The 26383-nt window shown below is 63.4% G+C and carries 27 protein-coding genes; 11 read left to right on the top strand and 16 right to left on the bottom strand.

Features of this window, described 5'->3' with window-relative positions; genetic code table 11:
• The first annotated feature begins 7 nt into the window (after positions 1 to 7).
• The 3 genes from NHF53_RS11050 to NHF53_RS11040 are packed head-to-tail and all read left to right on the top strand — an operon-like array spanning position 8 to position 1820.
• Entirely contained in the window at positions 8 to 619 is a 612-nt protein-coding gene (locus NHF53_RS11050) for a glutathione S-transferase (RefSeq protein ID WP_252834216.1), read from the top strand.
• Between the two features lie 10 nt (positions 620 to 629).
• Positions 630 to 1274, top strand: coding sequence for a uracil-DNA glycosylase family protein (locus NHF53_RS11045; protein WP_252834215.1), 645 nt, complete (start codon positions 630 to 632; stop codon positions 1272 to 1274).
• Positions 1275 to 1331: 57 nt separating this feature from the next.
• Positions 1332 to 1820, top strand: a complete 489-nt coding sequence (locus NHF53_RS11040; protein ID WP_112685178.1) for an Lrp/AsnC family transcriptional regulator — start codon at positions 1332 to 1334, stop codon at positions 1818 to 1820.
• A gap of 13 nt (positions 1821 to 1833) precedes the next feature.
• Here NHF53_RS11040 and NHF53_RS11035 read toward each other — a convergent pair whose 3' ends face one another.
• The 7 genes from NHF53_RS11035 to NHF53_RS11005 all read right to left on the bottom strand — a co-directional run bounded on the left by NHF53_RS11035 (position 1834) and on the right by NHF53_RS11005 (position 7652).
• Positions 1834 to 2523 (bottom strand): DNA alkylation repair protein, encoded by a 690-nt coding sequence (locus tag NHF53_RS11035; protein WP_252834214.1) that lies wholly within the window; start codon positions 2521 to 2523, stop codon positions 1834 to 1836.
• Positions 2520 to 3389, bottom strand: a complete 870-nt coding sequence (locus NHF53_RS11030; RefSeq protein WP_252834213.1) for an NAD(P)-dependent oxidoreductase — start codon at positions 3387 to 3389, stop codon at positions 2520 to 2522. The genes NHF53_RS11035 and NHF53_RS11030 overlap by 4 nt, the downstream gene beginning before the upstream one ends.
• Before the next feature lie 103 nt (positions 3390 to 3492).
• Complete coding sequence (locus tag NHF53_RS11025) at positions 3493 to 4302, bottom strand: methyltransferase domain-containing protein (protein WP_252834212.1); 810 nt, start codon at positions 4300 to 4302, stop codon at positions 3493 to 3495.
• 324 nt (positions 4303 to 4626) lie between these two features.
• Positions 4627 to 4893 (bottom strand): usg protein, encoded by a 267-nt coding sequence (locus NHF53_RS11020; protein WP_112685169.1) that lies wholly within the window; start codon positions 4891 to 4893, stop codon positions 4627 to 4629.
• A gap of 242 nt (positions 4894 to 5135) precedes the next feature.
• Positions 5136 to 5966 carry an ABC transporter permease gene (locus tag NHF53_RS11015; protein WP_252834211.1) on the bottom strand — a complete coding sequence of 277 codons (831 nt, stop codon included), beginning with the start codon at positions 5964 to 5966 and terminating at the stop codon, positions 5136 to 5138.
• Positions 5963 to 6763: an ABC transporter permease gene (locus NHF53_RS11010; protein ID WP_252834210.1), complete on the bottom strand. Its 801-nt coding sequence runs from the start codon at positions 6761 to 6763 to the stop codon at positions 5963 to 5965. Before NHF53_RS11010 ends, NHF53_RS11015 begins: the two co-directional genes overlap by 4 nt.
• Positions 6764 to 6875: 112 nt before the next feature.
• Entirely contained in the window at positions 6876 to 7652 is a 777-nt protein-coding gene (locus NHF53_RS11005; RefSeq protein ID WP_252834209.1) for an ABC transporter substrate-binding protein, read from the bottom strand.
• 364 nt (positions 7653 to 8016) lie between these two features.
• Here NHF53_RS11005 and NHF53_RS11000 point away from each other — a divergent pair, with 364 nt between their 5' ends.
• Entirely contained in the window at positions 8017 to 10008 is a 1992-nt protein-coding gene (locus tag NHF53_RS11000) for an OmpA family protein (protein ID WP_252834208.1), read from the top strand.
• A gap of 62 nt (positions 10009 to 10070) precedes the next feature.
• Here NHF53_RS11000 and mobB read toward each other — a convergent pair whose 3' ends face one another.
• The 4 genes from mobB to moaA all read right to left on the bottom strand — a co-directional run bounded on the left by mobB (position 10071) and on the right by moaA (position 13394).
• Positions 10071 to 10604 (bottom strand): molybdopterin-guanine dinucleotide biosynthesis protein B, encoded by a 534-nt coding sequence (gene mobB, locus NHF53_RS10995; protein ID WP_252834207.1) that lies wholly within the window; start codon positions 10602 to 10604, stop codon positions 10071 to 10073.
• A complete protein-coding gene (gene mobA, locus NHF53_RS10990; RefSeq protein ID WP_252834206.1) occupies positions 10601 to 11221 on the bottom strand; it encodes a molybdenum cofactor guanylyltransferase MobA in 621 nt (206 codons plus the stop codon). The genes mobB and mobA overlap by 4 nt, the downstream gene beginning before the upstream one ends.
• On the bottom strand, positions 11218 to 12093 hold the full coding sequence (locus tag NHF53_RS10985; RefSeq protein WP_252834205.1) for a DMT family transporter: 876 nt from the start codon (positions 12091 to 12093) through the stop codon (positions 11218 to 11220). The genes mobA and NHF53_RS10985 overlap by 4 nt, the downstream gene beginning before the upstream one ends.
• A gap of 215 nt (positions 12094 to 12308) precedes the next feature.
• On the bottom strand, positions 12309 to 13394 hold the full coding sequence (moaA, locus tag NHF53_RS10980) for a GTP 3',8-cyclase MoaA (protein WP_374591067.1): 1086 nt from the start codon (positions 13392 to 13394) through the stop codon (positions 12309 to 12311).
• 109 nt (positions 13395 to 13503) lie between these two features.
• Here moaA and NHF53_RS10975 point away from each other — a divergent pair, with 109 nt between their 5' ends.
• Positions 13504 to 13866: a gamma-butyrobetaine hydroxylase-like domain-containing protein gene (locus NHF53_RS10975; protein WP_252834203.1), complete on the top strand. Its 363-nt coding sequence runs from the start codon at positions 13504 to 13506 to the stop codon at positions 13864 to 13866.
• 40 nt (positions 13867 to 13906) lie between these two features.
• Here the strand turns inward: NHF53_RS10975 and NHF53_RS10970 are convergent, their stop codons facing one another.
• Entirely contained in the window at positions 13907 to 14374 is a 468-nt protein-coding gene (locus tag NHF53_RS10970; RefSeq protein WP_252834202.1) for a MarR family winged helix-turn-helix transcriptional regulator, read from the bottom strand.
• A 48-nt stretch (positions 14375 to 14422) separates the two neighbouring features.
• Between NHF53_RS10970 and NHF53_RS10965 the strand changes: the two genes are divergently transcribed.
• Together NHF53_RS10965 and NHF53_RS10960 are read left to right on the top strand one after the other, a co-directional pair.
• Positions 14423 to 15355: an alpha/beta fold hydrolase gene (locus tag NHF53_RS10965; RefSeq protein ID WP_252834201.1), complete on the top strand. Its 933-nt coding sequence runs from the start codon at positions 14423 to 14425 to the stop codon at positions 15353 to 15355.
• A 45-nt stretch (positions 15356 to 15400) separates the two neighbouring features.
• Entirely contained in the window at positions 15401 to 16009 is a 609-nt protein-coding gene (locus NHF53_RS10960) for a pyridoxamine 5'-phosphate oxidase family protein (RefSeq protein WP_252834200.1), read from the top strand.
• Between the two features lie 10 nt (positions 16010 to 16019).
• Here NHF53_RS10960 and NHF53_RS10955 read toward each other — a convergent pair whose 3' ends face one another.
• The 3 genes from NHF53_RS10955 to fumC all read right to left on the bottom strand — a co-directional run bounded on the left by NHF53_RS10955 (position 16020) and on the right by fumC (position 20472).
• Positions 16020 to 17090: a GGDEF domain-containing protein gene (locus NHF53_RS10955; RefSeq protein WP_114361557.1), complete on the bottom strand. Its 1071-nt coding sequence runs from the start codon at positions 17088 to 17090 to the stop codon at positions 16020 to 16022.
• A gap of 224 nt (positions 17091 to 17314) precedes the next feature.
• Positions 17315 to 18922 carry a fumarate hydratase gene (locus NHF53_RS10950; RefSeq protein ID WP_252834199.1) on the bottom strand — a complete coding sequence of 536 codons (1608 nt, stop codon included), beginning with the start codon at positions 18920 to 18922 and terminating at the stop codon, positions 17315 to 17317.
• A gap of 158 nt (positions 18923 to 19080) precedes the next feature.
• A complete protein-coding gene (gene fumC / locus NHF53_RS10945) occupies positions 19081 to 20472 on the bottom strand; it encodes a class II fumarate hydratase (protein WP_252834198.1) in 1392 nt (463 codons plus the stop codon).
• 382 nt (positions 20473 to 20854) lie between these two features.
• Here fumC and NHF53_RS10940 point away from each other — a divergent pair, with 382 nt between their 5' ends.
• Positions 20855 to 22753, top strand: coding sequence for a murein L,D-transpeptidase (locus tag NHF53_RS10940; RefSeq protein WP_252834197.1), 1899 nt, complete (start codon positions 20855 to 20857; stop codon positions 22751 to 22753).
• Between the two features lie 18 nt (positions 22754 to 22771).
• Here the strand turns inward: NHF53_RS10940 and NHF53_RS10935 are convergent, their stop codons facing one another.
• Positions 22772 to 23449, bottom strand: coding sequence for an HAD family hydrolase (locus tag NHF53_RS10935; protein WP_252834196.1), 678 nt, complete (start codon positions 23447 to 23449; stop codon positions 22772 to 22774).
• 152 nt (positions 23450 to 23601) lie between these two features.
• On the opposite strand from NHF53_RS10935, the gene rpiA reads away from it, so the two are divergent.
• The 3 genes from rpiA (at position 23602) to gor (ending at position 26361) form a co-directional block, all read left to right on the top strand.
• Positions 23602 to 24294, top strand: coding sequence for a ribose-5-phosphate isomerase RpiA (rpiA, locus tag NHF53_RS10930; RefSeq protein ID WP_252834195.1), 693 nt, complete (start codon positions 23602 to 23604; stop codon positions 24292 to 24294).
• Positions 24295 to 24318: 24 nt separating this feature from the next.
• Positions 24319 to 24852, top strand: a complete 534-nt coding sequence (locus NHF53_RS10925) for a DUF2059 domain-containing protein (RefSeq protein WP_114361562.1) — start codon at positions 24319 to 24321, stop codon at positions 24850 to 24852.
• 120 nt (positions 24853 to 24972) lie between these two features.
• Positions 24973 to 26361: a glutathione-disulfide reductase gene (gor, locus tag NHF53_RS10920; protein ID WP_252834194.1), complete on the top strand. Its 1389-nt coding sequence runs from the start codon at positions 24973 to 24975 to the stop codon at positions 26359 to 26361.
• Positions 26362 to 26383 lie beyond the last annotated feature (22 nt).

The following is a 26383-nucleotide window of genomic DNA, read 5'->3' as shown; positions in this document are numbered from 1 at the left end:
GAAACCGATGAAGCTTTACGACGGCGGACGGGCGCCCAATCCGCGCCGGGTGACGGTGTTTTTGAAAGAAAAGGGCATCGAGGTCGAGACCGTACCGGTGGACATGAATGCCCTCGGTCACAGGGCGCCGGAACTCACCGCCAAGAACCCTCTGCAGCGCCTTCCGATCCTCGAACTCGACGACGGTACGGTCCTTTGCGAATCCGTCGCGATCTGCCGCTATTTCGAGGAGCTTCAACCCGATCCGCCGCTCTTCGGGATCGATGCCAAGGACCGGGCGATCGTCGAGATGTGGAACCGCCGCGCCGAACTCATCTACTTGACGGCCGTCGCCGCGGCCTTCCGGCACATCCATCCGGCGATGGTGTCGTGGGAAGTGCCGCAGGTGCCGGAATGGGGCCAGGTCAACAAGCCGAAGGCGGTCGAGTTCCTGCGGTTCCTGAACGACGAGCTTGCCGGCCGGCCCTATGTCGCCGGCGAGCGCTATACCATCGCCGACATCACGACGATGATCGCATTCGACTTCATGAAGCCGGCGCGCATCACCTGTCCGGACGAGTTCACCCATGTGTGGCGCTGGTACCGCGAGGTCGCCTCTCGTCCGAGTGCGGCGCTCTGACGGCCTGCCGATGGCGGACGACGGGTTGGAGACGTTGCGCAGGGAGATCGCGCTTTGCCGTATCTGCCGTGACCGGCCGCGAGGCGGCATGGCGCACCGCCTGCCGCACGAGCCGCGCCCGGTCGCCGTCCTTTCCGGGACGGCGCGCATCCTGATTGCCGGTCAGGCACCCGGTCTTCGGGTCCACGAAACGGGGTTGCCCTTCAACGACGCCTCCGGCGATCGCTTGCGGCAATGGATGGGGGTGGATCGCGAGGCCTTCTACGACCCCGATCGTTTCGCCATCGTTCCGATGGGTTTCTGCTTTCCCGGCTACAACAGTCAGGGTCACGACCTGCCGCCGCGGCGTGAATGCGCACCTGCCTGGCGCGACCGCGTGATCGCCGCGATGCCGCAGATCGAGCTCGTCCTCGCTGTCGGACAGTATGCGCAGGCGTGGCATCTCGGTAGCCGGCGCAAGCGAACGCTCGACGAGACGGTGCGACATTGGCGAGAGTACTGCAACGACGTCGAATCGCCGGCGCTGCCCGTATTGCCGCTGCCGCATCCGAGCTGGCGAAACACGGGTTGGCTGAAGAAAAATCCGTGGTTCGAGCAGGAGTTGCTTTCGGTCCTGCGCGAGGAAGTGGATCGTTTGTGTTCTTCGCCTTTGTGAGCTTTCAAAACGGAAAATCTCCGCTATACCGGAAATAATTTTCCGAAGGATCAGGGCATGGACCGTCTCGACCGAAAGATTTTGCGCATACTCCAGGAAGACTCCACGCTCGCCGTGGCCGATCTCGCCAAGAAGGTCGGGCTTTCCACGACCCCCTGCTGGCGCCGTATCCAGAAGATGGAGGAGGACGGCGTCATTCGCCGTCGGGTAGCGTTGCTCGATCCCGGCAAGGTCAACACCAAGGTCACCGTCTTCGTGTCGATCCGCACCAACACCCATTCGATCGAATGGCTGAAGCGCTTCTCCGAAGTGGTGGTGGATTTTCCGGAAGTCGTCGAATTCTACCGCATGAGCGGCGACGTCGACTATCTCCTGCGTGTCGTCGTTCCGGACATCGCCGCCTACGACGCTTTCTACAAGCGCCTGATCGCCCGCATCGAGATCCGCGACGTCTCCTCGGCCTTCGCCATGGAGCAGATCAAGTACACGACCGAGCTGCCGCTCGACTACATGATCCTCGACAATCAGAAGTCCCAGGAGGACTGATCTCGTTCGAGGCTCAGTCCTTCAGGCGTTCCAGCACCTTTTCGCTCGTAAGCTCGCGCACGGCATCCTTGCCGATCCAGCGGGCGGTCCTGTCTTCGCTGGCGGCGAGCTTTTCCGCGAGTGCCAGCGCCGGCCCGTGGCAGGCCCGGTTGCGCTTGCCGATGTTGCGGAGTGCCCAGTTCACCGCCTTGCGGACGAAGTTGCGCTCGTCCGTAGCATGCGCTTCGACCAGTGCCAGATAGCCGAGGATCAAGCCGTCGGGCTCCCGTTTCAGATGGACCGCCGCCGAGGCGATCATCGAAAAGGCGGTGCGGCGCACGAACTCGCGCGCGTCCGCGGCGAATTCGGGAATGAGGTCTTCGAGTCGGGCGGTTACGAAGAGGTCGGCGGCAGCGTCGACGATCTCCCAGGATACGAAATCGCCGGCGAGACGGCGCGCCGTTGCGGCCTCCAGCGTCTTCGGGTCCAGCGTATAGAGTGCCAGCATCCGTGCTTCACGGATGCCGGTCTCCCAGAGTTCGAGCGCACGGGCAGGGTTCTTCTTCACCTGCCGGGCGATCTTCTGCATCACCGGATTGGAGATGCCGAGCGCATTGTCGGTCGCGATACCGAACCTGCCCATGCCGGCAATGTTCTCGTCGTTTCTGAGCGTCCTCAGGAACGTGACGATTTCATCGACGGAGGACGCCGGCCCGAGGGTCATTTTTCCAGCCGCGCGAGAAGAGAGGAGGTATCCCAGCGCTTGCCGCCGAGCTTCTGCACCTCGCCGTAGAACTGGTCGACGAGCGCGGTGACGGGCAGGGCGGCGCCGTTGCGGCGGGCTTCGGAGAGCACGATGTCGAGGTCCTTGCGCATCCAGTCGACGGCGAAGCCGAAATCGTACTTGCCCTGGTTCATGGTCTTGTAGCGGTTTTCCATCTGCCACGAGCCGGCCGCGCCCTTGGAGATGACTTCGATAACCTTTTCAATGTCCAAGCCGGCTTTCTTGCCAAAGTGAATCCCTTCGGCGAGGCCCTGGACGAGACCGGCGATGCAGATCTGGTTGACCATCTTGGTGAGCTGGCCCGCACCGGCAGGGCCCATGAGCCCGACCATCCGCGCGTAGGCGTCGATGACCGGCCGGGCGCGCTCGAAGACCGCTTCATCACCGCCGCACATCACGGTCAGCACGCCGTTCTCGGCACCCGCCTGACCGCCGGAGACAGGGGCGTCGATGAAGTCGCAGCCTCTGGCCTTCGCAGCCTCGTAGAGCTCGCGGGCGACCTCGGCAGAGGCGGTGGTGTTGTCGATCAGCACGGCGCCGGCCTTCATGCCGGCAAGAACGCCGTCCGGCCCGATAGTCACGGAACGGAGGTCGTCGTCGTTGCCGACGCAGGTGAAGACGAAATCGGCATCGCGCGCTGCGTCCGCCGGCGTGGCCGCCGACCGGCCGCCGTGCTGCTTCACCCAGCTCTCGGCCTTGGTGGCTGTCCGGTTGTAGACGGTGACGTCATGGCCCCCCTTCGCCTTCAGGTGTCCGGCCATGGGATACCCCATGACGCCCAGTCCGATGAATGCAATCTTGGCCATGCCGTCTCTCCCGAAAGTTCGTTTGCAGCGAAAGCTTTAGAGGAAAGACGTCGGCTCCTCAATCGCGATCTCCGGCAGAGACGGACCGACGGTTGGCGACCGTTCAGCCCTTCAGGCGCGCGATGACCAGATGGCCGGGGCTCGGCTCGCCGTCCTGCATGCGCACGTTGATCTCACCGATCTCGACGATCTCGAAGCCGGTCTGTTCCAGGCGTTCGCGGATGTAGGCCTCGGTGTGCAGGAACCGCTGGTGCGGGCCGACGATGTAGGCTCGGCCGTCTTCGGCGGAGAGCGTCTCGGAGGAAAAGACGAAGATGCCGCCCGGCACCATGTTTTCGGCGGCGCCGAAGAAGAGCGGCTCGAGTGCGCCGAGATAGGGCAGCACATCCGTCGCGGTGATGAGGTCGAAGGCTTCTTCGTCGTTGTCTTCGAGAAAATCCTCCACTTCGGCGACGTAGAGGGTTTCGTAGAGGTCCTTCTCGTGGGCGAGCTCGACCATGTTCTCCGAGATGTCGATGCCGGTGATGTCGCCGACCATGTCGCGCAGCGCGCCGCCGGTAAGCCCAGTGCCGCAGCCGAGATCGAGCATGCGCCGGAACGGACCGAGTCCGAGCGCCTGCAGGCGCTGGCGCACCATCATCGGCACGGCATAGCCGAGCTGTTCGACGAGGATGTCCTCGAAGGCCTCGGCATGCTGGTCGAAAAGCGTCTCGACATAGGCGTCCGGGGCCTTCGGCGGAGTCTCACCACGGCCGAGGGCGGCGATGCGGACGGCTGCTCCGCCATGGTCTTCGGGATCGAGTTCGAGAACGCGCCGGTAGGCCTCGACGGCGGCGTCGATATCGCCGGCCTTTTCGAGCGCCAGTGCGCGGTTGTAGGCCTCCGCCAGTGCTTCTTCGTCGATCTTTGCCATGGGGGAGCTCCTCGAAAGGCGTTCGTTCTCCGGCGCCTGGCGCCGCGTGGCCCGGGTCTACAGACTCCGGGCGCATTTGGCAATGCGGGCGCATGGAACCACAGGGGCGGCCCATCCGTCGGGCGGATGGTGGCCAGAGAACGCCTCCGATTGGAGGCGCTTTGGCGGACGAAGCATCATCGGGATGACGGCGCTCGGAGCCGTGCCCGTCCGGGTCGTGCCGGCGATCGTCGGCCCCTGGCGCCGGAATCTTCTACGCCTCCCTCCTCAGGGAACCCGACGAGGGCGACTTCGCCCACGGCGAGGTTCATGTGTGACATTCTCTCAGTGGAGGATGAATTCGCCCTTCAGTGCGCGCCATTCGTTGGCGCCGATCAGCCGGCGGTGGACGTAGCAGACCGAATGAAGCGGGCCGTCGAGCTTCTCCTGCCAGAATTTCAGGAAGCTCTTCATCTCCGGAAATTCCGGCGCGAGATCATAGTGCTGCCAGACATAGGTTTGCAGTACGGCGGGGTGATCGGGCATCCGGTAGAGGATTTGTGCGGTCGTCAGGCCGTAGCCTTTCAGCATCATTTCCATGTCGTGGTTCATCGCAGCCTCGCAACGCTGTTCCCATTGCTTTCCCGCCGGAACGAATGGCGTTTGCCGCTTCTGTCGCACCCCGACGGGGTCTTTCCCAGACATGATCATGGAAGCACCGGCTTGCTTAATCGACGCTTAATGTCCGGAGGGGTGACGAAAAATACCGTTTTCACTCAGCTGGATAGCAGCAGTGCGACGCGAGTGCTGCCACACCCGCCCCGCTGTTTCGTGCAGGGCGGATGTGGGGGGCGTCAGCGCTTCAGGTGGCGGGTCAGGCGGGCTTCGAGGGCGGCCCAGACGTGCCGCATCGTTTCGACGATCGAGAGATAGAAGACCGCGGCCCAGAGATAGGCCTGATAGTCGAAGGTGCGCGAGAAGGTGTAGCGGGTCTGGCCCATGAGATCGAGCACGGTAACGACCGCGACGACCGCCGAGCCCTTGATCATCAGCACGATCTCGTTGCCGTAAGGGCGAAGCGCCACGATGAGGGCCTGCGGCAGGATGACCTTCCAGAAGGTGACGAACGGCGAAAGGCCGAGCGATTTGGCCCCCTCGATCTGGCCGTTCGGAACGCTCTGGATGGCGCCGCGCAGGATCTCGGCCTGGTAGGCGGCGGTGTTCATGGTCATCGAGAGGAGGGCGCAATACCAGGCCTCGCGGAAGAACCACCAGAGCCCGACTGCCTCGATCTGCGGACGGAAACTGCCGAACCCGTAGTAGATGAGGTAGATCTGGGCAAGCAGCGGCGTCCCGCGGAACACGTAGACGTAGGCGTAGGAAATCGCGTTCAGCACCTGGTTCTTCGACATCCTGGCAAAGGCGATCGGCATCGAAAGGAGGGCGCCGAAGAGGATGGAGGCGAAGACGAGGGTTGCCGTCACCCAGAGGCCGGAAAGGTAGCGTGGCCCGTACTTGACGAATTTGTCGGTGTCCCAGTTGCTGACCATCATGTAGATCAGCGAGAGCGCCAGGAGGGCCCAGAGGGCAAGCCCCGCATAGCCGATCATGCGACCCGCAGTCGGCGGCTTGGGCGGCACGACGGGGGCTGGGCGGGGAGCGATGAGTTCGGTCGCGTAGCTCATCGGCGGGCCTCCGCACGGTGGCTCCAGCGGTCGATCAGACTGAGGCCACCCGACGAAAGAACGGCGAGCCCGAGATAGAGGCCGCAGGCGAGCACATAGAAGAAGAAGGCTTCCTTGCTGACCTTTGCCGCGACGCCCGTCTGGCGCAGGATGTCGGTGAGGCCGATCACCGAGACGAGAGCGGTGTCCTTCAGAAGGTTCATCCAGAGGTTTCCGAGGCCGGGAAGGGCGATCCGGATCAGTTGCGGCAGGATGACGAGCCGCATCGTGCGCCCCCGACGCAGGCCAAGCGCGTCGCCGGCCTCGTACTGTCCCTGCGGAATGGCGCGGAAAGCCGAAAGCAGGACTTCCGAACAGTAGGAGGAAAACACGACCGACAATGCGATCATGCCGGAGACGAAGGCGTTGATCTCGACGCGCCCGTCATAGCCGAAGGCGTTGAGAAAAGCCTGGATCGCCATTTGCAGGCCGTAATAGACGATGAAGAGCGTCAGAAGTTCCGGAAGGCCGCGGAAGATCGTCGTGTAGATGCCGCCGGCCAGTCTCAGGACCTTGTCCTGCGATTGCATGGAGAGCGCGATCAGGAAACCCGTCAGAAGCCCGACGGGCAACGTCGCCAGCGACAGCGTCACCGTCACCTTGACGCCGAAGGCGATCTCGTCTCCCCAGCCCTCGGGGCCGCAGGACACCAGTGAAGATCCGAAGAGCGTGAAGAGGCCTGCCGGTCCGCAAAGCGGATCAAACGTATACTGCACCCAGGCCCAGAGTGCGCCGATGGCGGAGAGCAATCCGCTCATGCCTGTCCCCTGTTGCGGTCTGCGCCGCTTTGTCTTTTTGTCTGCTTAACGTAACATAAGTGGCGGAAGAACCTGCCTTCCGCCACTCCTGTGCAATTTCCGAGTCCGGCGATTATTCGCCGTAGACGTCGAAGTCGAAGTACTTGTCGTTGATTTCCTTGTACTTGCCGTTGGCGCGGATCGCGGCGATCGCTGCCGTGAACTTGTCGGCAAGTTCGGTTTCGCCCTTGCGGACGGCGATGCCGGCGCCTTCGCCGTTGATTTCAATGTCGACCGGCATCGGCTGGAGGATCTTGCAGCAGGAACCGGCGTCGCTCTTGACCCATTCCGACAGGACGACGATGTCGTCGATGACGGCATCGGCGCGACCGCCTTCGAGGTCGAGCTTGTATTCGTCTGCGGTCGGGTAGAGCTTCAGTTCCGAATCGGCGAGGTGCTTTTCGGCATAGTTGGAGTGAGTCGTCGAGGACTGTGCACCGAGAACCTTGCCCTTCAGGTCCTCGACCGTCTTGATCGGCGAGTCCTTCGCAACAGCGATCGCCGGAGGGGTGTTGTAATATTTCTTCGAGAAGTCGACCTTTTCAAGCCGTTCCGGCGTGATCGACATTGAGGCGATGATGGCATCGAACTTCTTCGCCTGCAGGGCGGGGATGATGCCGTCCCAGTCCTGGGTGACGAACTCGCATTCGACCTTCATTTCTTCGCAGAGAGCCTTGGCAATATCGATGTCGAAGCCGACCAGGGTACCGTCAGATTCCAGGTTGTTGAAGGGCGGGTAGGCACCTTCAGTGCCGATGATCAGCTTTTCGCCTTCGGCCATGGCGCTGCCCGCGAAAAGCGACAACGCGGCAATGGACACCGCTGCAAAGAAACGGGTGGAGATACGCATAGTGATCCTCTCTGTTGGTCATCCGCGCGGTTGTCATTCCCGCGCTAACTGGGAAGGCGGCACCGAGCGTGCCCGGCCTGCGAGGATATTCCTACTCTTTTTTACGGAAAATCAACAGCAAAGACGCGGTTATCCAAAAAACGCATGAGACTGTCGAGTTCGCGGCATGTCGAGCAACAGTATTGCTTCTGGCGCCCAATTCCGGCGGAGCATGAAACGTTTTCCGTTCAGCTACGGTTAATTTGCCGCGAACTAGGGTCCGTTGATCAGGAGCGGGAGGACTAGTGGGGCGGACACAACAATGCCGTCCTTTCTTGTTCGCTCCTCGGACGTGCGTGGAGACACGCGTCACAAGGAAGACAAAATGACTTTGAGATCCAAATTGTTTGCCACGGTCGCCCTGCCGGTTCTCTCGGCGGCCGTCATCGTGGAGCCGGTCGCGGCGCGGGCCGTGTCGCAGACCCATGAGGCTAGCACCCCCTCCCGCGCCGAGGAGCAGGGCATACTGGTCGCGCAGGTAACCTGCGGCGACGGTAGCGAGGCCGAGTCTGCTGACGCCTGCCCGCAGGCGCCCGCCGAAGAGCAAGCGCCCGCTGAAGAGCTGGCTCCGGTCGAGGAGCCGCCGCCCGTAGAGGAGCAGGCTCCAATCGAAGAGCAAACGCCTGCCGAGGAGCAGGCACCTGCGGAAGAACAGGCCCCGGTTGAGGAACAACAGGCACCTGCGGAGGAGCCGCAGGCTCCGGCAGAAGAGCAGGCGCCCGTAGAAGAGCAGGCGCCGGCCGAGGAGCCGCAGGCCCCGGTCGAAGAGCCGGCCCCCGCTGAAGAACAGGCGCCAGTCGAGGAGCCGCCGCCCGTAGAGGAACAGGCTCCAACCGAGGAGCAGGCCCCGGCTGAGGAACAGCAGGCTCCTGCCGAAGAGCAGCAAACTCCGGCCGAGGAACAGGCCCCGGTAGAGGAGCAGCCGGCACCTGCGCCGGACGCGACGCAGGGCGAGGCTCCGGCCGCTCCCGAGCAGTCGACCGCCGACCAGGTTCCGGAGCAGCAGGGCGAGCAGGCCGTGATCCCGGCCGTCGAGCCCCCGGAAGAGGCTCCTGTTCCGGAAATCGTCGACACCCGGAGCGAAGAAGAGAAGCAGCAGATCGCCGAGGACCCGTCAAAAACGGCCGAGACGGTTGTCCTGCCGGTCGACAATGGTGCCGCCGTTCTCGACAGCGACAAGGATGCCGACAACACCGGAGGCGAGGGCGTACGCCAGCAGCGTATGCAGTTGAGGTCGGCGGAGCCGGTTGCGCCGCCGCCGGAAAGCGACGCCGCGGCTCAGGCCGAAGCGATTCAGGTCGAGCAACAGACCCTCGATGCGGCGATCAAGGAAGAGGGAACGAGGCTCAAGGCCGCCCCCACCTTCCAGGTTCCGCCGACGGTCATCAACAACGTGACCAACGTCACCAATGTGACCAACAACACGGTGATCCAGAACAACGTGTCCAACCAGGTCACCGAGGTAAAGGTTATCGATCAGGTCGACGACCGCACGATCATCAACGTCGGCAACCAGGTGGTCGTTCGCGGCGATGAGCGTCAGCGTATTCGCTACGATGCTGAGGAGAGCTACTATGAGGAACTGCCGCGCGGCCGGGTTCGCGAAACCATCGTCCGGCCGAACGGCTCTCGCATCGTGACCGTCTATAGCCGTTACGGCGACATCATCCAGCGCTCGCGGATCACCGAGGATGGCGACGAATACGTCCTGTTCTACGCTCCGGAGGCGGATACGGATCGCCCGCGCGTCTATGTCGATGTCGGCTACAGCCTGCCGCCGATGCGTCTCACCGTCCCGCTCGACGACTATATCGTCACGATGTCGGACGCTCCGGACCGCGACTACTACGACTTCCTCGCCCAGCCGCCGGTCGAGCGGGTGGAGCGCGTCTATTCGATCGAGGAAGTGAAGTCGTCGGCCCGCCTGCGCGACAAGGTCCGCCGCATCGATCTGGATACCGTCACGTTTGCCTCGGGGTCGGCCGAAGTGCCGCTTTCTCAGGCCAAGACGCTCCGCAAGGTCGCCGATGCGATGGAGAAGGTGCTGGCGAAGGACCCCGGCGAGGTGTTCCTCATCGAAGGCCATACCGACGCCGTCGGTTCCGACCGCTCGAACCTCGTGCTTTCGGACCGTCGTGCCGAGACGGTCGCCAACCTGCTCACCGAAGTCTACGGCATTCCTCCGGAGAACATGTCGGTCCAGGGCTATGGCGAGCGATACCTCAAGATCCGCACGCAGGCTGCCGAACAGCAGAACCGGCGCGTGACGATCCGTCGTGTGACGCCGCTGGTCCGGCCGGTCGCGGCGAACCGGTAAGCACACACCGGCCAGGCAAAAGAAAAGGGCCGTCGGCATCCGCCGGCGGCCCTTTCGTCTGTTCAGGCGGCGGCGGAGGGGAGCGGCGGCAGCCCGGTGACGCGGGCGACGAAATCCGCGATCGCCACCGTGTCGTCGAGGTCGAACACCGGCAGCTCGGTATCGGTGACCGGATGGTCCGCCGCAATTGCGACGATATGCGGATCGGTGGGCGCCAGCGGCTCGCGGCTCTTGGCCTCCATCCTCCGTGCCTCGATCTTGGGGACAGGCTCGCGTTTGTATCCCTCGATCAGGACGAGATCGCAGGGTGCGATCCGCGCGAGGATTTCCGCAAAGCTCGGTTCCGGTGCCCCGCGCAACTCGTGCATGATGGCGTAGCGCGTTCCCGAGACGATCGTCACCTCGTGGGCGCCCGCCTCGCGATGGCGGTAGCTGTCGGCGCCGACCTTGTCGATGTCGAAGTCGTGGTGGGCGTGCTTGATCGTCGAGATCCGGTAGCCGCGGCGGGTGAATTCTGCGACCAGGCGGACGGCGAGTCCGGTCTTGCCGGAGTTCTTCCAGCCGGAAATGCCGAAGATCCTTGGCGTTGCGGTCATCCGTCTTCCTCCTCCAGAAGGGCTTTCGCGAGGGCGAGATCGTCCGGCGTGTTGACGTTGAAGAACGGATCGAGCGGTCCCTGTCGTGTTTCGATCGGCGCAAAATCGACGGAGGCTGAGGGATGGCGCGCGATGAAGGCCTGGAGCCGGCGGTTCTCGGGATTGGCGAGCCAGTTTTCGAGATCGTCGGCGAGCGCAAGCGGCCAGAGCGCAACGACCGGATGTCCTCGTCCCGCAGACGAGGCGACGACAATCGCATCCGCGGTGGGCAGGGCGGCTTCCAGTCGTTCCACAAGATCACGCGGCAGGAAGGGCGTATCCGCGGGCGCCGTCACGATGTGTCGGGGCGGTCGCGCCAGCTTTTGGGCATGACGCAGACCGGCGAGCACGCCCGCGAGCGGTCCCGGATGGCCGGCGATGGTATCCGGTACGAGCGGCAGGCCGAGGCCGGCATCGGCCCCTTCGGGCGCATTGACGGCGAGCGACGAAACCTGCGGAGCGAGCCTCTCGGCGACATGCCGGATCATCGCCTTGCCCCCGAGCCGCACGGCCGCCTTGTTCTCACCCATGCGACGGGAGAGACCGCCTGCGAGAATGATGCCCGGCGGCCTGGTCATCCGCCCATCCTTCGCTTGTTTTCACGATAGAAGGCATAGAGCCCCGAAGCGATGACGATCGTTGTTCCGGTCATCATCCAGACGTCGGGTACTTCGCCGAAGACGAGAATTCCGAGGCCGACCGCCCAGAGGAGACTGGTGTAGCGGAATGGCGCGATAAAGGAGATCTCGCCGGTGCGCATCGCCATGATGATCGCCTGGTAGCCGATCAAGACGAGCACCGAGGCGAGTGCGAGAAGCCCGAACAACTCGCCGGACATCGGCTGCCATCCACCGAAGGGCTGGACGAGCAGGGCGCCCGCCACGGCGTTTCCCGCCGCCGAGAAGAGTGTGACGCTGAGCGAGGACACACCCGCATGGATGCGCTTCGTCACAAGATCGCGGGCAGCGGCGGAAAAGACGCTGCTGACGACGTAGAGGGAGGCAAGCGTGAAGCCTTCAGGTCCGGGGCGGATGATGATCATGACGCCGATGAAGCCGACGATGATCGCCGTCCAGCGCCGCCAGCCGACCGGCTCGCCGAGGAAAAGGGCGGCCCCGAGCGTGACGGCAAGCGGCAGGGACTGCAGGATGGACGCGGCGTTGCCGAGCGGGATCTGCCCCAGTGCCGAGAGATAGGCAATCGCCGCGGTCACCTCGAAGAGAACGCGCAGCGCAACCATCGGCTGGAAGAGCGTTCGGATGTGATCGAGCGCATTCATGCGCCGGGCGATCATGTAGACGAGCAGGCTCGTCATCACCCCGCGGATCAGCATGATCTGGCCGACATTCATGTAAGGGGTCACGGCCTTGATCACGGCATCGTTGCAGGTGAAGCCCGCCATCGACAGCATCATCAGGATGGCGCCCTTGGTATTGCTGGACAGTGCCATGCGTCGTCTTTCCGGGGGAGGACCCCGCTTCCGGGATCTGGATGTGTTCTTCGGCAACGAAGAGCGCAGACCGCCCACCGGCGAATCTCCGAAATCGTCACGCCGTGGAGAGGACACGGCAATGCCGCGTCGTGCAACACCAATTTCGAATTTGCTTGCAGGCCGCGATCGCGAGCATCGCGGCGGAGAAGGAATGGCAGGCGGAACGGGCAGGGTCAACCGCCGGTCACGCTCATGTGGCGGGCGACGGCAGGGCGGCGGTGATCGCGGTCGATGACGAAGTCATGGCCCTTCGGCTTGCGGGAAATGGCCTCGTCAATCGCCGCAGCGAGCAGGGTATTGTCGTCGGAGGCCCTCAGCGCCGCCCTGAGGTCGGCGGCATCCTCCTGGCCGAGGCACATGTAGAGCGTGCCGGTGCAGGTGAGGCGCACCCGGTTGCAGCTCTCGCAGAAATTGTGGGTGAGCGGCGTGATGAAGCCGAGGCGCCCGCCGGTCTCCTTCACCTCGACATAGCGGGCAGGGCCGCCGGTGCGATAGGGGATGTCGGAGAGCGTGAACTGGGTCTCCAGCCGTTGCCGAACGGTCGAGAGCGGCAGGTAGCGGTCCGTGCGGTCCTCGCCGGTTTCGCCCATCGGCATGGTTTCAATGAGCGTCAGGTCCATGCCGTTGCCGTGGGCATAGCGCAGCAGGTCGGCAATCTCGTCCTCGTTGAAATCCTTCAGCGCAACGGCGTTGATCTTGACGCGAATGCCCGCTCTGCGTGCGGCGTCTATGCCCTCCATCACCTTGGCAAAATCGCCCCAGCGGGTGATCTCGGCGAATTTCCGCGGATCGAGCGTATCGAGCGAGACGTTGATGCGCCGCACGCCGCAGTCGGCAAGCTCGCCGGCGAAACGGGCGAGTTGCGAACCGTTGGTCGTCAGCGTCAGTTCGTCGAGGCCGCCGCCGTCCAGGTGCCGCGCAAGGTTGCGCACGAGGAACATGATGTTCTTGCGCACCAGCGGCTCTCCGCCGGTGAGCCTCAGCTTGCGCACGCCCTTGGCAATGAAGGCCGAGCACAGCCTGTCGAGCTCCTCCAGCGTGAGGAGATCTTTCTTCGGCAGGAAATTCATGTTTTCCGCCATGCAGTAGGTACAGCGGAAATCGCACCGGTCGGTGACCGAGACACGCAGATAGGAGATCGAGCGGCCGAACGGGTCGACTATGGGCGCGTTTGTAGGCGCCGGGCCTGCGGCCTTTCCGAACGAACCTGGGCTGTAGTTCAATGTGTCTCCTCCATATTGAGGGTAATTTGGTGGCATCCTCTCCGCTCGTCAAGCAACCAGGTCGGGCAGGACGACGGCAAAATGGCTTGCATGGGCAAGGAGTGCCGCTTAGTTCTGGTCCCCCTGCCATGCGAGAGAACCGATCATGAGTGAATTCTGGCCGACCGAACTGAAGGTTTCGAAGGATCGCCGGCAGTTGTCGGTCGCATTCGACGACGGTGCGGCGTACTCGCTGCCGGCGGAGATGCTGCGGGTTCTGTCGCCATCCGCCGAAGTCAAGGGGCACGGACCGGGGCAGGAGGTAACGGTGCCCGGAAAGCGCAATGTTGCGATCACCGCGGTGCATCCGACCGGCAATTACGCCGTGCGCATCGCTTTCGACGACGGCCATGACAGCGGCATCTTCACCTGGTCGTATCTCCGGGAACTCGGGGAGAAGGGCGCCGAGCTCTTCGCCGAATACGAACGCAAGCTTTCCGAGAAGGGGCTGAGCCGGGACGGGCGGTGACCTTTCGGCGACCTGTCCGGCCCGAATTGGCGGAAATGCCCTAGTCTTCCTCAATACTGTCCGCGTGAAGTCTCGCGATCAGCGCTTCCATGTGAGTTGCAAGCCGCAGGCATTCGTCGATCGGCGTCACCGAAAGCGTCCTTTCAATCAGGTCGGTCTGGATCGTCATGGCCCGTTCGGTGACGTCACGACCCTTCTCGGTCAGGAACAGGCGCAATACGCGCTTGTCCTTCGGATCGTCGCGCCGGGAGATCAGCCCGCGCTTTTCCATCTGCGGCAGCAGCATGCTCATGTTCGAGCGGCCGACCAGCAGTTTGTGCGCCAACTCCTGCTGCGAAATGCCTTCGTGCCGATAGAGATTGATCAGGATATCGAGATGCGGCGTTTTGATGTCGAGCGGCGCCAGCGCACGGCCGAGCGCCGTCTGCATCATCTGGCAGGCACGGCCGACGGCGATCCAGCTTCGAAAACGCGGATGGTCCCAGGGGAGGGATTGATTTTTGTTCATCGTTGTACTTTTATCGTTCAGCATTGAACATTTCAGGGGAATCCCACTATGGCATCCTTCGCGCTAGAGGTCACCCGCTTCGGCTTTTCGTTCGCCGGTTTCGTGTCTCCCGATCTCGCCGGGAGACTGGCGTTCTCGCTCTTCTGCCGCACGCCGCCCCGCCGGCCGAAAGACGGCAAGGCCGTGTCCGCGCTTGCCAGTGGCGCCGAGCAACTGACGGGAGCCGAGCGGATCATGCTGCCGGTCTCCTCGGGTAACATCGCCGCCCGCCGTCTGGGTGCAGAGAATGCCGACGCGCCGCGGGTGCTTATCGTACACGGCTGGGGCTCGCGCGCCGAATATCTCGCGACGCTCGCGACCGGTCTCCACCGGGGCGGGGCAGAGGTCGTGCTGCTCGATCTGCCGGGGCACGGGCATTCCTCGGGTCGGCTGCTGAACCTGCGTCTCGCTGCGGAGGCGATCTGCGCTGTCCAGGAACGGCTCGGCTTCTTCGACGTCGCCATCGGCCATTCCTTCGGCGGGGCCGCGGTGATGACCGCGATCGGCGGCGTCTTTCCCGGTGCCTGTCGCTTCGAGCCGGGCAGGGTGGTGCTCCTTGCTGCGCCGAGCAACATACACTGGGTGATCGACGGCTTCTGCGGGATGCTGAAGCTTCGCCCCGCCGTGCGGCAGGCCATGGTGAAGCGCGCCGAAGCGGTTGCGGGCTGCCCGGTCGATGCACTCGACACCGTCCCGATTGCAGCGCGGATCGGGCGCGACATCCTTGTCCTGCATGCCGAAGAGGACAAGGAGGTGCGTGCCGAGCATGCCCGCCGCTTGGAAGGGGCCGGTAATCATGTGACTGTGCGGTGGGCGAACGGCCTTGGTCACCGAAGGATCGTGGCGGCTCCGGAAATCATCGCCGAGGTCGCGTCCTTCGTCTTCGATGACAACGAAGGGATCGCTGACGAACCGGAGTGGCGACTGTCGTCGTCCCGTTAGGGAATCGGCTATAGATCGGGACGCTTGTATCTCCGGGAGGTTCCGATGAAGACGATCCGCACCGTCGAAGAACTCGTGGCTCGCTACGGCGAGCCGGGCGAGGCCTCTCTGGTGAAGGTGACATCGTTCCTCACGCCGGCCTATCGGCGGATGATCGAAGCCGCGCCCTTCGTCGCCCTTGCGACTGTCGGGCCGGAAGGGCTCGACTGCTCGCCGCGCGGGGACCTCGGCGGTGCCGTCCGCATCGAGGACGAACGCCATCTCGCCCTGCCGGACTGGCGCGGCAACAACCGTATCGATTCTCTCAGGAACATCGTGCGGGACCCGCGCGTCGCGCTGATGTTCCTGATACCGGGCTCGAACAGCGTGGTGCGGGTCAACGGCACGGCAGTGGTTTCGGTCGACGAGGCACTGATCGACAGTTTCGAGATGGAGGGCAAGCATCCGCGCAGCGTCGTGGTCGTCACCATCGGAGAGGTCTATTTCCAGTGTGCCCGGGCAGTCATGCGCGCGGACCTGTGGAATGTCGACCGCTTCGTCGATCCAAAGAGCCTGCCGACGCCGGGTGAGATGCTGCAGGCGGCGAAGGCCGATTTCGACAAGGATGCCTATGACAGGGAATGGCCGGCACGCGCCGCCAGGACGATGTGGTAGTTGGCCTCCGTCAGCGACGGTAGATGAGCCAGCTCTTGGTGAAGTCCTTCTTCATGCCGTCCTCGAACTGCCGGGTGCAGTTGCGGCCGGCATTCTTGGCGCAATAAAGGGCGACGTCCGCCTTGGCGTAAAGCTCGCCCGGGTCCTCGGCGGCGTTCGCCATGCATAGGCCGAGGGAGATCGTGATCGGACCGTAATTGACGCCGGTCCTGGAGTTCTTGAACGGGGTCGTCTCCAGCGCCAGGCGCACGCGCTCGCACATCTGTATGATCTCGTCCGGCGTATTTCCGTCGACGATGATGGCGAATTCCTCGCCGCCGGTACGGGACACGAAGACATCCTTGCGGACATTCGTGCGGATGACGGTGGCGACGGAGGCGAGGATCTTGTCGCCGACGGGATGGCCGTAGCCATCGTTGATCTTCTTGAAATGGTCGATGTCGGCGAGCACGAGGCCGGTCAGCGGCAGATTGAAGCTTCCGTCATAGATTGCCGCGAGCTTCTCGTCGAAGGCGCGTCGGTTCGCGATCCGCGTCAGGGAGTCGGTGTTGGCGATGCGCTTGTACTCGTCGAGCTCCTTGCGGACCTCGGCCATCTCCTGGGACTTCTGCTCGACACTCTCGACGGTCTTCTCGCCGTGCGCCATCGTGTCGCCGGTCGCCTCCTGCAGGAGCGCGATCGCGCTGCGCAGAAGTTCGGCGCTGTTCTTGTTCTTGGCATCGATGCGATTGCAGGTTTCGCCGAGAAGCTTGTTGTAGCTTTCGAGCGAACTCTGCTCCTGCTTCAGGAGCCCCATCAGTCCGTCGAGCTCGGTTACGATCCGGCTGTGAACGTTCTCGATCAGGCGGGACTGGTGGTGGCGGCCGAAATACTGTTCACCGAGTGTGTCGAGTTCTTCCTGCGTCGCCTTGCTGCCGAGTGCCGAGAGGTCGCGCGTCAGCGCTGGATTGGAGCCGATATAGGCTTCATAGAACAGCTCGTAGTTGCGCGGGATCGGAGCCACGCCCATGGTGCGCATGGCGTAGGTAATCTGTGCGGCGATGTCCGGAACCGGCGCCTTCGGCGTCACGCCCGTGTTCATCGCGAAATCCCCCCTTTCCGAGTCCCTTGATTCGTCTTGTTAAGATAAACTTCAACTCTTTGGAAATGCTTAATTTCGCAAGCCCCAATTATAGTCGGGTTTCATGCTTATAAGTATCTATGGAAATTCTTTAAGCTGCTGATAATGTTGGCATCGCGTCTTCAGTTAGAAAACAGCGGAGCGCCGTCTGGCACTCCGCTGTTAATCTCTTCCGAGTTGTATTTTCAGTCGAGCTTGAACTCCTGGAAGAAATCGTTGCCCTTGTCGTCGGTGACGATGAAGGCCGGGAAGTCCTCGACTTCGATCTTCCAGACGGCTTCCATGCCGAGCTCCGGATACTCGAGGACCTCCACCTTCTTGATGCAGTCCTTGGCCAGACGGGCGGCCGGGCCGCCGATCGAGCCGAGGTAGAAGCCGCCATGCTTGTTGCAGGCCTCACGCACTGCGCGCGAGCGGTTGCCCTTGGCGAGCATCACCATCGAACCGCCGAAAGACTGGAACTGGTCGACATAGCTGTCCATGCGGCCGGCCGTCGTCGGGCCGAAGGAGCCGGAGGCGTAGCCGGCCGGGGTCTTTGCCGGACCGGCGTAATAGACCGGGTGGTTCTTCATGTAGTCCGGCATGCCTTCGCCCTTTTCCAGCCGTTCGCGGATCTTGGCGTGGGCGAGGTCGCGGGCGACGATGATGGTGCCGGTGAGCGAAAGGCGGGTCTTGATCGGGTGTTTCGTGAGCTCACCGAGGATGGCGCTCATCGGCTGGTTGAGATCGACCTTCACGACATTCGACGAAAGAGCCTTCTCGTCGATCTCCGGCATGTATTTCGAGGGATCGGTTTCGAGCTGCTCGATGAAGATGCCGTCCTTGGTGATCTTGCCGACGGCCTGGCGGTCGGCGGAACAGGATACACCGAGGCCGATCGGCAGCGAGGCGCCGTGGCGCGGCAGGCGGATCACGCGGACGTCGTGGCAGAAATACTTGCCTCCGAACTGCGCGCCGACACCCATCTGCTGGGTGAGCTTGTGGATTTCCTTTTCCATCTCGAGGTCGCGGAAGGCGTGACCGGATTCGGACCCCTCAGTCGGCAGGTCGTCGAGATAGCGGGCGGAGGCGAGCTTGACCGTCTTCAGGTTCATCTCGGCTGAGAGGCCGCCGACGACGATCGCCAGATGATAGGGCGGACAGGCGGCCGTGCCGAGCGTCAGGATCTTCTCCTTGAGGAAGTCGATCAGGCGGTCGTGGGTCAGGAGCGACGGCGTGCCCTGATAGAGGTAGGTCTTGTTGGCCGAACCGCCGCCCTTGGCCATGAACAGGAACTTGTAGGCGTCTTCGCCTTCCTCGTAGATATCGATCTGCGCGGGAAGGTTGGTGCGGGTATTCTTCTCCTCGAACATCTTCAAGGGCGCGAGCTGCGAATAGCGCAGGTTCTTCTTCTCGTAGGCATCGCGCACGCCATGCGCCAGCGCCTCGTAGTCGCCGCCTTCGGTCCAGACCTTGCGACCCTTCTTGGCCATGATGATCGCGGTGCCGGTATCCTGGCACATCGGCAGCACGCCGCCGGCGGCGATATTGGCGTTCTTTAGAAGGTCATAGGCAACGAAACGGTCGTTGTCGGTCGCTTCCGGGTCCGAGAGGATCGAAGCGAGCTGCTTCAGGTGTCCCGGGCGCAGCAGGTGGTTGATATCGGCGAAGGCCGTCTCGGCGAGCAGGCGCAGGCCCTCGGGATCGACGGTGAGGATTTCCTGACCGTTGAAGGTGGCCGTGGACACGTAGTCCGAGGAAATCTTGCGATAGGGGGTCTTGTCTTCGCCAAGCGGGAAAAGATCGTCAGCCATTTTCGGAAAACCTTGGAAGGGATGGGATGCGATGGCGGTGGTTTAAGGGCACGCACCGCAAAGATCAATGATTCTAAGGTTGCGGTGCCGCCCACGCCTTGCGACGCCGCGGGGACGCCTGTCGCGGTTGTCTTGCCGGATCGCGGCAAGGTGGCCGGTCAGGAGGGGCCGATCATCTTCTCCGGGCGCACGATCGCATCATACTGCTCTTCGCTGACCAGCCCGCTCGCGAGCGCTTCCTCCTTCAGTGTCGTTCCGTTCCGGTGAGCGGTCTTGGCGATCTTGGCGGCATTGTCGTAGCCGATCACCGGGGCAAGCGCGGTCACCAGCATCAGCGAACGCTCGACCCCGGCGCGGATGTTATCCTCGCGGGCCTCGATGCCGGTGACGCAGTTGTCGGTGAACGAAAGGGCGGCATCGCCGAGAAGCTGCACCGACTGCAGGAAGTTGTAGGCCATCATCGGATTGTAGACGTTGAGTTCGAAATGGCCCTGGCTGCCGGCGAAGGTGATCGCCGCGTGATTGCCGAAGATGTGGGCGCAGACCTGGGTCATCGCTTCCGACTGGGTGGGGTTCACCTTGCCCGGCATGATCGACGAGCCCGGCTCGTTTTCCGGCAGGGCGAGTTCGCCGAGACCGGCGCGCGGGCCGGAGCCGAGGAAGCGGATGTCGTTGGCGATCTTGAAGCAGGCGGCGGCAGCGGCGTTGATCGCGCCGTGGGCGAAGACCATGGCGTCGTGGGCGGCGAGCGCCTCGAACTTGTTCGGCGCCGTGACGAAGGGCAGGGCGGTGATCGTGGCGATCTCCTCCGCAACCTTCTCGGCGAAGCCTTTCGGCGCGTTGAGGCCGGTTCCGACGGCGGTGCCGCCCTGGGCGAGTTCGTAGAGACCCGGAAGCGTGAGCTCGATCCGCCCGATCGCCGAGGCGACCTGTGCGGCATAGCCGGAGAATTCCTGGCCGAGGGTGAGCGGGGTGGCATCCTGCGTGTGCGTGCGGCCGATCTTGATGATGTGCGAGAAGGATTTCGCCTTGGCATCAAGGGCCTGGTGCAGATGTTTGAGATTTGGAATCAGGTGGCGAACGATCTGCTCCGCACAGGCGATGTGCATCGCTGTCGGATAGGTGTCGTTCGACGACTGGCTCATGTTGACGTGGTCGTTCGGATGCACCGGCTTCTTCGAGCCCTTCGTGCCGCTGAGCATCTCGATCGCCCGGTTGGAGATCACCTCGTTGGCGTTCATGTTGGACTGCGTGCCGGACCCTGTCTGCCAGACGACGAGCGGAAAATGGTCGTCGAGCTTTCCTTCGATCACCTCCTGGGCCGCATCGACGATCGCGTTGCCGAGGACCGGATCGAGGATGCCGAGGGCCATGTTGGCGCGCGCCGCCGCCTGCTTGACGATGCCGAGCGCCCGCACGATCGACTTTGGCTGCTTCTCCCAGCCGATCCTGAAGTTGCCGCGCGAACGCTCAGCCTGAGCGCCCCAATAACGATCATCCGCCACCTCGACGGGGCCGAAAGTGTCGGTTTCCGTGCGTGTTTTCGTCATGACTGCACCTTCTCGCCCGAGATTGTCGCGTCCTTCAGTTGTTAATCTAGTCCGGCGTCGCGCGGGCGCAATCGCCTGACGTGAATTTGAGGAGTGACCATGGCCGCGGTCGTTCTCAATTTCCATCCAGGGTTGCCGTCATCCTGCGGCGACGACCCGGTCCGGTCGGTTGTTTGGGAAAAATTAACGATATATTCGACTAGAATACGCGCTGTTTCCCCTGAACGCCGCGCGGGCAGTCACATAATTCTTACGGGGCCGACGGCCCTGACCAGCCCGCGCGACCTTTTCATTGGAGAGCCGTTGGGCTAGTCGTCCGCGAAACGTCGATCATGGGCGAATCCGGCTTGCCGCAGCACCTGACTGGAAATTGAGAGAACGAATGACCCGATACAAGATCATCGCGCTGACGGCGGCATTTGCTGCGTTCACGGCCATGAGTGCCGCGCCGCGCCCCGCGTCCGCAGTCACCCTGCTCGACATGCTGCGCGGTGGTCCGGGCGCCGACAATCGCCAGCGGAGCAACGATACCTTCTTCGGCCGGCGTATTCCCGGTGTCTCCGATCCGACGGCCGATCCCGAACCGCTGCCGAAGGTCAGCGGACCGCGCTACTACACCTACAAGCCGGAAGCGACGCGCCTTGTGACGATCGCCGCGCCAGCCACAGTCGCCGCTCAGCCTGCAGTCACCGGTTCCGAGGCTTCGACGACCGCGAGCATCGCGCCGGTCGATCCGCAGTCGGAGCAGCGCCGGCTGCTCTCCGAAACGAAGTTGCGTGCGCCTGACGATATCGCCGCTGCCGCCGAGGCTTATTACAATGCCGGCCGCCCGATGATCTGGGTGACCGAAAACGGCATATCGGAACGTGCCCGTTCGGCGCTCGCCGCCTTCGCCGAGGCGGATCTCGTCGGGCTGGTCCCCGAGGACTACCTCGTCGCCGAGCCGGCCGAAGCGACTGCGGATACGGACCCGCTGGCCCGCCAGCGCGAACTCGCGGCCTTCGAGCTTTCGATGTCGATCAAGGCGCTGACCTATGTCGGCGACACGGTGCGCGGCCGCATCGATCCGAACAAGCTCTCCGGCTACCACGACATCAAGCGCAAGACGGCCAACTTCAAGCCGCTCCTCAACATGATGCGGCTCAGCCCCGATGTTGGCGCCTACCTCAAGAGCCGCATGCCGGCGAACCCGCAGTTCCAGGCGTTGCAGGCGGAGCTCGCCCGCCTCAAGGCCGCGCAGAACGATCCGGCGCAGACGATCTCGATCGCCCCGGGCACGCTCCTGAAGCCCGGCGTCAGCAATCCCGAGCTCGCGAACGTCGTCGCCGCCATCAGGCTGCGGGCCTCCGAGACACTGAAGACGGAGCATGCCGCGACGCTTGCCGCCTATACGGGGACGCCGGAATACACGCCGGAACTCGTGGCGCTCGTCGAAGGCTTCCAGAAGGAAAGTGGCCTGCATCCCGACGGCGTCGTCGGCAAGGCGACCATCCGGACGCTGATGGGTGACAGCAATGCCGCCAAGATCGAGAAGCTCGTGGTGGCGATGGAGGAGCTGCGCTGGCTGCCCGCCGATCTCGGCTCCCGCTACGTCTTCATCAACCAGCCGGCCTTCATGGCCTACTACGTGAACGAGGGGCGGCCGGAACTGTCGATGCGGGTCGTGGTCGGCTCCAAGGCGAACCAGACCTACTTCTTCAACGACCAGATCGAGACCGTCGAGTTCAACCCCTACTGGGGCGTGCCGAAGTCGATCATCATCAACGAGATGCTGCCGAAGCTCCGCCGGGATCCGAGCTATCTCGATCGTCTGGGCTACGAGGTGAGCTATGGTGGTCGCAAGGTTTCCTCGAGCGCCGTCGACTGGAATTCCACGCACAATGTCGACGTTCGCCAGCCGCCGGGAAGCGACAATGCGCTCGGCGAGCTGAAGATCCTCTTCCCGAACGCGCATTCGATCTACATGCACGACACGCCGTCGAAGAGCTTCTTCAAGCGTGACATGCGGGCGCTGAGCCATGGCTGCGTGCGTCTCTCCGAGCCGCGCCGGATGGCTGCCGCGGTGATGGGGACGACCGTCGAGGACATCGGCGCGCAGATCGCGGCCGGCCAGAACCGTGCGGTCCAGGTGCCGCAGAAGATCCCGGTTTATGTCTCGTATTTCACGGCATGGCCGAACAAGGACGGCGTGGTGGAATATTTCGACGACGTCTACGGCCGCGACGAGTACACCCGCAAGGCCTTTGCGGTGACGAGCGAGGCTCGTTCGGCGCGCAGCTGAGCGGGCGCCGCGGGGAGGTCATCTCCCCGCGAGCATGTCCTCGATCAGGGCGGGCGTCAGCTCGTCGAAATGGTTGATGAGACGGTCCGCGCCCAGCTCCTCGACCGGCTTGTCCGAATAGCCGAAGGGCACGACAATCGACGGGACGCCGGCGTTTTTCGCGGCGAGCACGTCGTTGATGCTGTCGCCGACCATGATGGCGCGCCGTGGATCGCCGCCCGCCTTCTCGATCGTGCCGGTCAGGTGGCCCGCGTCCGGCTTGCGGACCGCGAAGGTATCGCCGCCGGCGATCACCGAAAAATGTCCGGAAAGGCCGAGCTTCTCGATCAGCGGGATCGCCAGTTCCTCGATCTTGTTGGTGCAGACCGCGAGCCCGTAGCCCGCTTCGGCAAGTCTGGCGAGAGCCTCGGCAAGTCCGGGAAAAGGTCGGCTCTCGCCGGGAATTTCCGATTTGTAATGGGCGATGAAGCGGTCCAGCAGAGGCCCCAAATCCTCCTGCGTCACCGGCACGTCGCGAAGCCGGAAGGCACGCTCGATCATCACGCGCGCGCCATACCCGACGAGGTGCGTGACGTCCTCATAGCCGACGGGGGCGAGCCCGGCGGCGGCGATGGTGTGGTTGAGGCTGCTGATCAGGTCCGGTGCAGTGTCGATCAGGGTGCCGTCGAGATCGAAGACGATGATGGGGGCGGTCAATCCGGGTCTCCGCTGGTACGAGGGTGTTCCACAGAGCCGGTTATGGCATGGACAGGCGAATTGCAACCACGATGCCGCATGCTGGGGGCTTTCGTTTGTTCCATGAGCCGTGTAAACAGCTTCACGACGAAACAGACTGGAGCTGACGGCGTATGGACGCCCGCGAAATGAAGATCAAAGCCGCGGCGGCGGCACTGGAGCATGTGCGCGACGGGATGCGTCTCGGCATCGGAACCGGTTCCACCGCGGAAGAGTTCGTCCGGCTTCTTGCGGAAAAGGTCTCCGCGGGCCTTCGGGTCGAAGGGGTTCCGACATCCGAGCGGACGGCACGGCTCTGCCTTGAGCTCGGGGTGCCGCTGAAGTCGCTGGACGAACTTCCGGAACTCGACCTCACCATCGACGGCGCGGACGAAGTGGACGGCCGGCTGCGCCTCATCAAGGGCGGCGGCGGCGCGCTTCTGCGCGAAAAGATCGTCGCCGCGGCCTCGCAGCGCATGATCGTGATCGCTGACGAGAGCAAGGTCGTCGACACGCTCGGCCGCTTCCCGCTGCCGATCGAGATCAATCCTTTCGGCCAGGCCGCTACCCTCATCGCCATCGAAAAGACCGCGTCCAGACTCGGTCTTTCCGGCGAACTCAAGATGCGCGCTTCCGGCGACGGACTTTTCAAGACGGACGGCGGACACTTCATCGTCGACGCATCTTTTGGCCGCATTCCTGATGCAGAGGCCTTGGCGAGAGAATTGAATTCCATCCCCGGCGTCGTGGAACACGGGTTGTTCATCAATCTGGCAACGCTCGCCATCATCGCTGGTCCGGCCGGCGCGCGTGTGCTTGAGGCATAATACTAGACAGGAGCATTGAATTTCATGATCAAGTATTCCGGTTTCGGCCGTCTTGCATCTGCCGCCGTCGTTCTCGGAGGGCTCATGCTCGGCGCCTCCGCCAGTGCGCAGGACATTTCTCCTGAGCATCTGCAGGCCGCGCGGACCGCGATCACCGTTCTCGGTGTGACCGATCGCTTCGACAGCATCCTTCCGGCTGTCGCTGATCGCCTCAAGACGCAGCTGATCCAGGCCTATCCGAACCTGCAGGACCAGATTTACGGTGAGGTCGACAAGCAGGCGCTTTCGCTGGCCGCCCGCCGCGGTGACCTGGAGAAGGAGGCGGCGATGGTTTATGCCAAGGCCTTCACGGCCGAAGAGCTGAAGGTGATTTCCGACTTCTACAGCAGCGATGCGGGCAAGAAGCTCCTGAAGGACGGACCGATTGCCACCCGCGAACTGATGAAGGCCGCCGACATCTGGACCGCCGGCGTTGCGCGTGACCTCGAAAAGCAGACCAACGATGCCCTTCTGAGCGTCGTCGGTGAGCAGGCTCCCGCCGCTGCACCGAAGCCGTAAGGCGATCACGAATTCGTTTTCGCAAAGCCCGGAAGCTCTTCCGGGCTTTTCTTTTGGCCGGTACCCGCCCTATATCGGGGGCGGTTTCACCGGCCTTTTGTTGTTCTCCAGGAGTTTCTGATGGCGGATTTCGATTATGACCTGTTCGTGATCGGCGGCGGTTCCGGCGGCGTGCGCAGCGCACGGCTCGCGGCCTCGCTCGGCAAGCGCGTGGCGATCGCGGAGGAATACCGTTTCGGCGGCACCTGCGTCATCCGCGGCTGCGTGCCGAAGAAGCTGTTCGTCTACGCTTCGCAGTATCACGAGCACTTCGAGGATGCCGTGGGCTACGGCTGGTCCGTCGGTGAAACCAGCTTCGACTGGAAGAAGCTGATCGCCGCGAAGGACAGGGAAATCGCCCGGCTCGAAGGCCTCTATCGCAAGGGGCTGGAGAGCGCAGGGGCGGAAATCCTCGAGACGCGGGCCGAACTTGCCGGACCGAACAGTGTGCGACTGGTGAAGAACGGCCGGGTCGTCACTGCCGAGCGAATCGTCATCGCCGTCGGCGGCGCACCCAATCCGCACGCCTCTTTGCCGGGGCACGAGCTTTGCATCTCGTCCAACGAGGCCTTCCATCTCGAGGAACTGCCGCGCTCGATCGTGATTGCCGGCGGCGGCTACATCGCGGTGGAGTTCGCCAACATCTTCCACGGCCTCGGTGTCGACACGACACTCATCTATCGCGGCAAGGAGATCCTTTCGCGCTTCGATCAGGACATGCGGCGCGGCCTGCACGAGGCGATGGAGGCCAAGGGCATTCGAATCCTCTGCCACGACGTCATCGAGAAGGTGGAAAAGACTCCGGCTGACGGGCTCAGGGTGACGACGAAGAACAACGGCACGTTGTCCGCCGATCAGGTGATGTTGGCGCTTGGCCGCGATCCGAACACCAGCGGGCTCGGCCTCGAGGCGGCCGGTGTCGTCACCAACGAGCGCGGTGCGATCGTCGTCGACGCGTATTCGCGGACCAACGTGCCGGGCATCTTCGCCTTCGGGGATGTCACCGATCGGGTACAACTCACCCCGGTCGCGATCCACGAGGCGATGTGCTTCATCGAGACCGAATACAAGAACAATCCGACCCGCCCGGACCACGACCTCATCGCCACGGCGGTATTCTCGCAGCCGGAGATCGGCACGGTCGGTCTCTCCGAAGAGGAGGCCGCCAGGCGCTATCCGGAGATCGAGGTCTACCGCGCGCAGTTCCGGCCGATGAAAGCAACGCTTTCGGGTCGGAACGAGAAGATGATCATGAAGCTGATCGTCAACGCCGCCGACCGCAAGGTTATCGGGGCGCACGTGCTTGGCCACGATGCCGGCGAGATGGCGCAGCTTCTCGGCATCACGCTCAAGGCGGGCTGCACCAAGGACGATTTCGACCGGACGATGGCGGTACATCCGACCGCGGCAGAAGAGTTCGTGACCATGTACACGCCGAGCTACCGTGTCCGGAACGGCGAGCGCGTCTGACGACGCGTTCCCGTTGGTCAAG

Source organism: Ciceribacter sp. RN22 (assembly GCF_024054295.1).
Lineage (GTDB): Bacteria > Pseudomonadota > Alphaproteobacteria > Rhizobiales > Rhizobiaceae > Allorhizobium > Allorhizobium lividum.
Note: the sequence above shows the minus strand (reverse complement) of the source record. Positions and strands in the feature narration are given on the sequence as shown.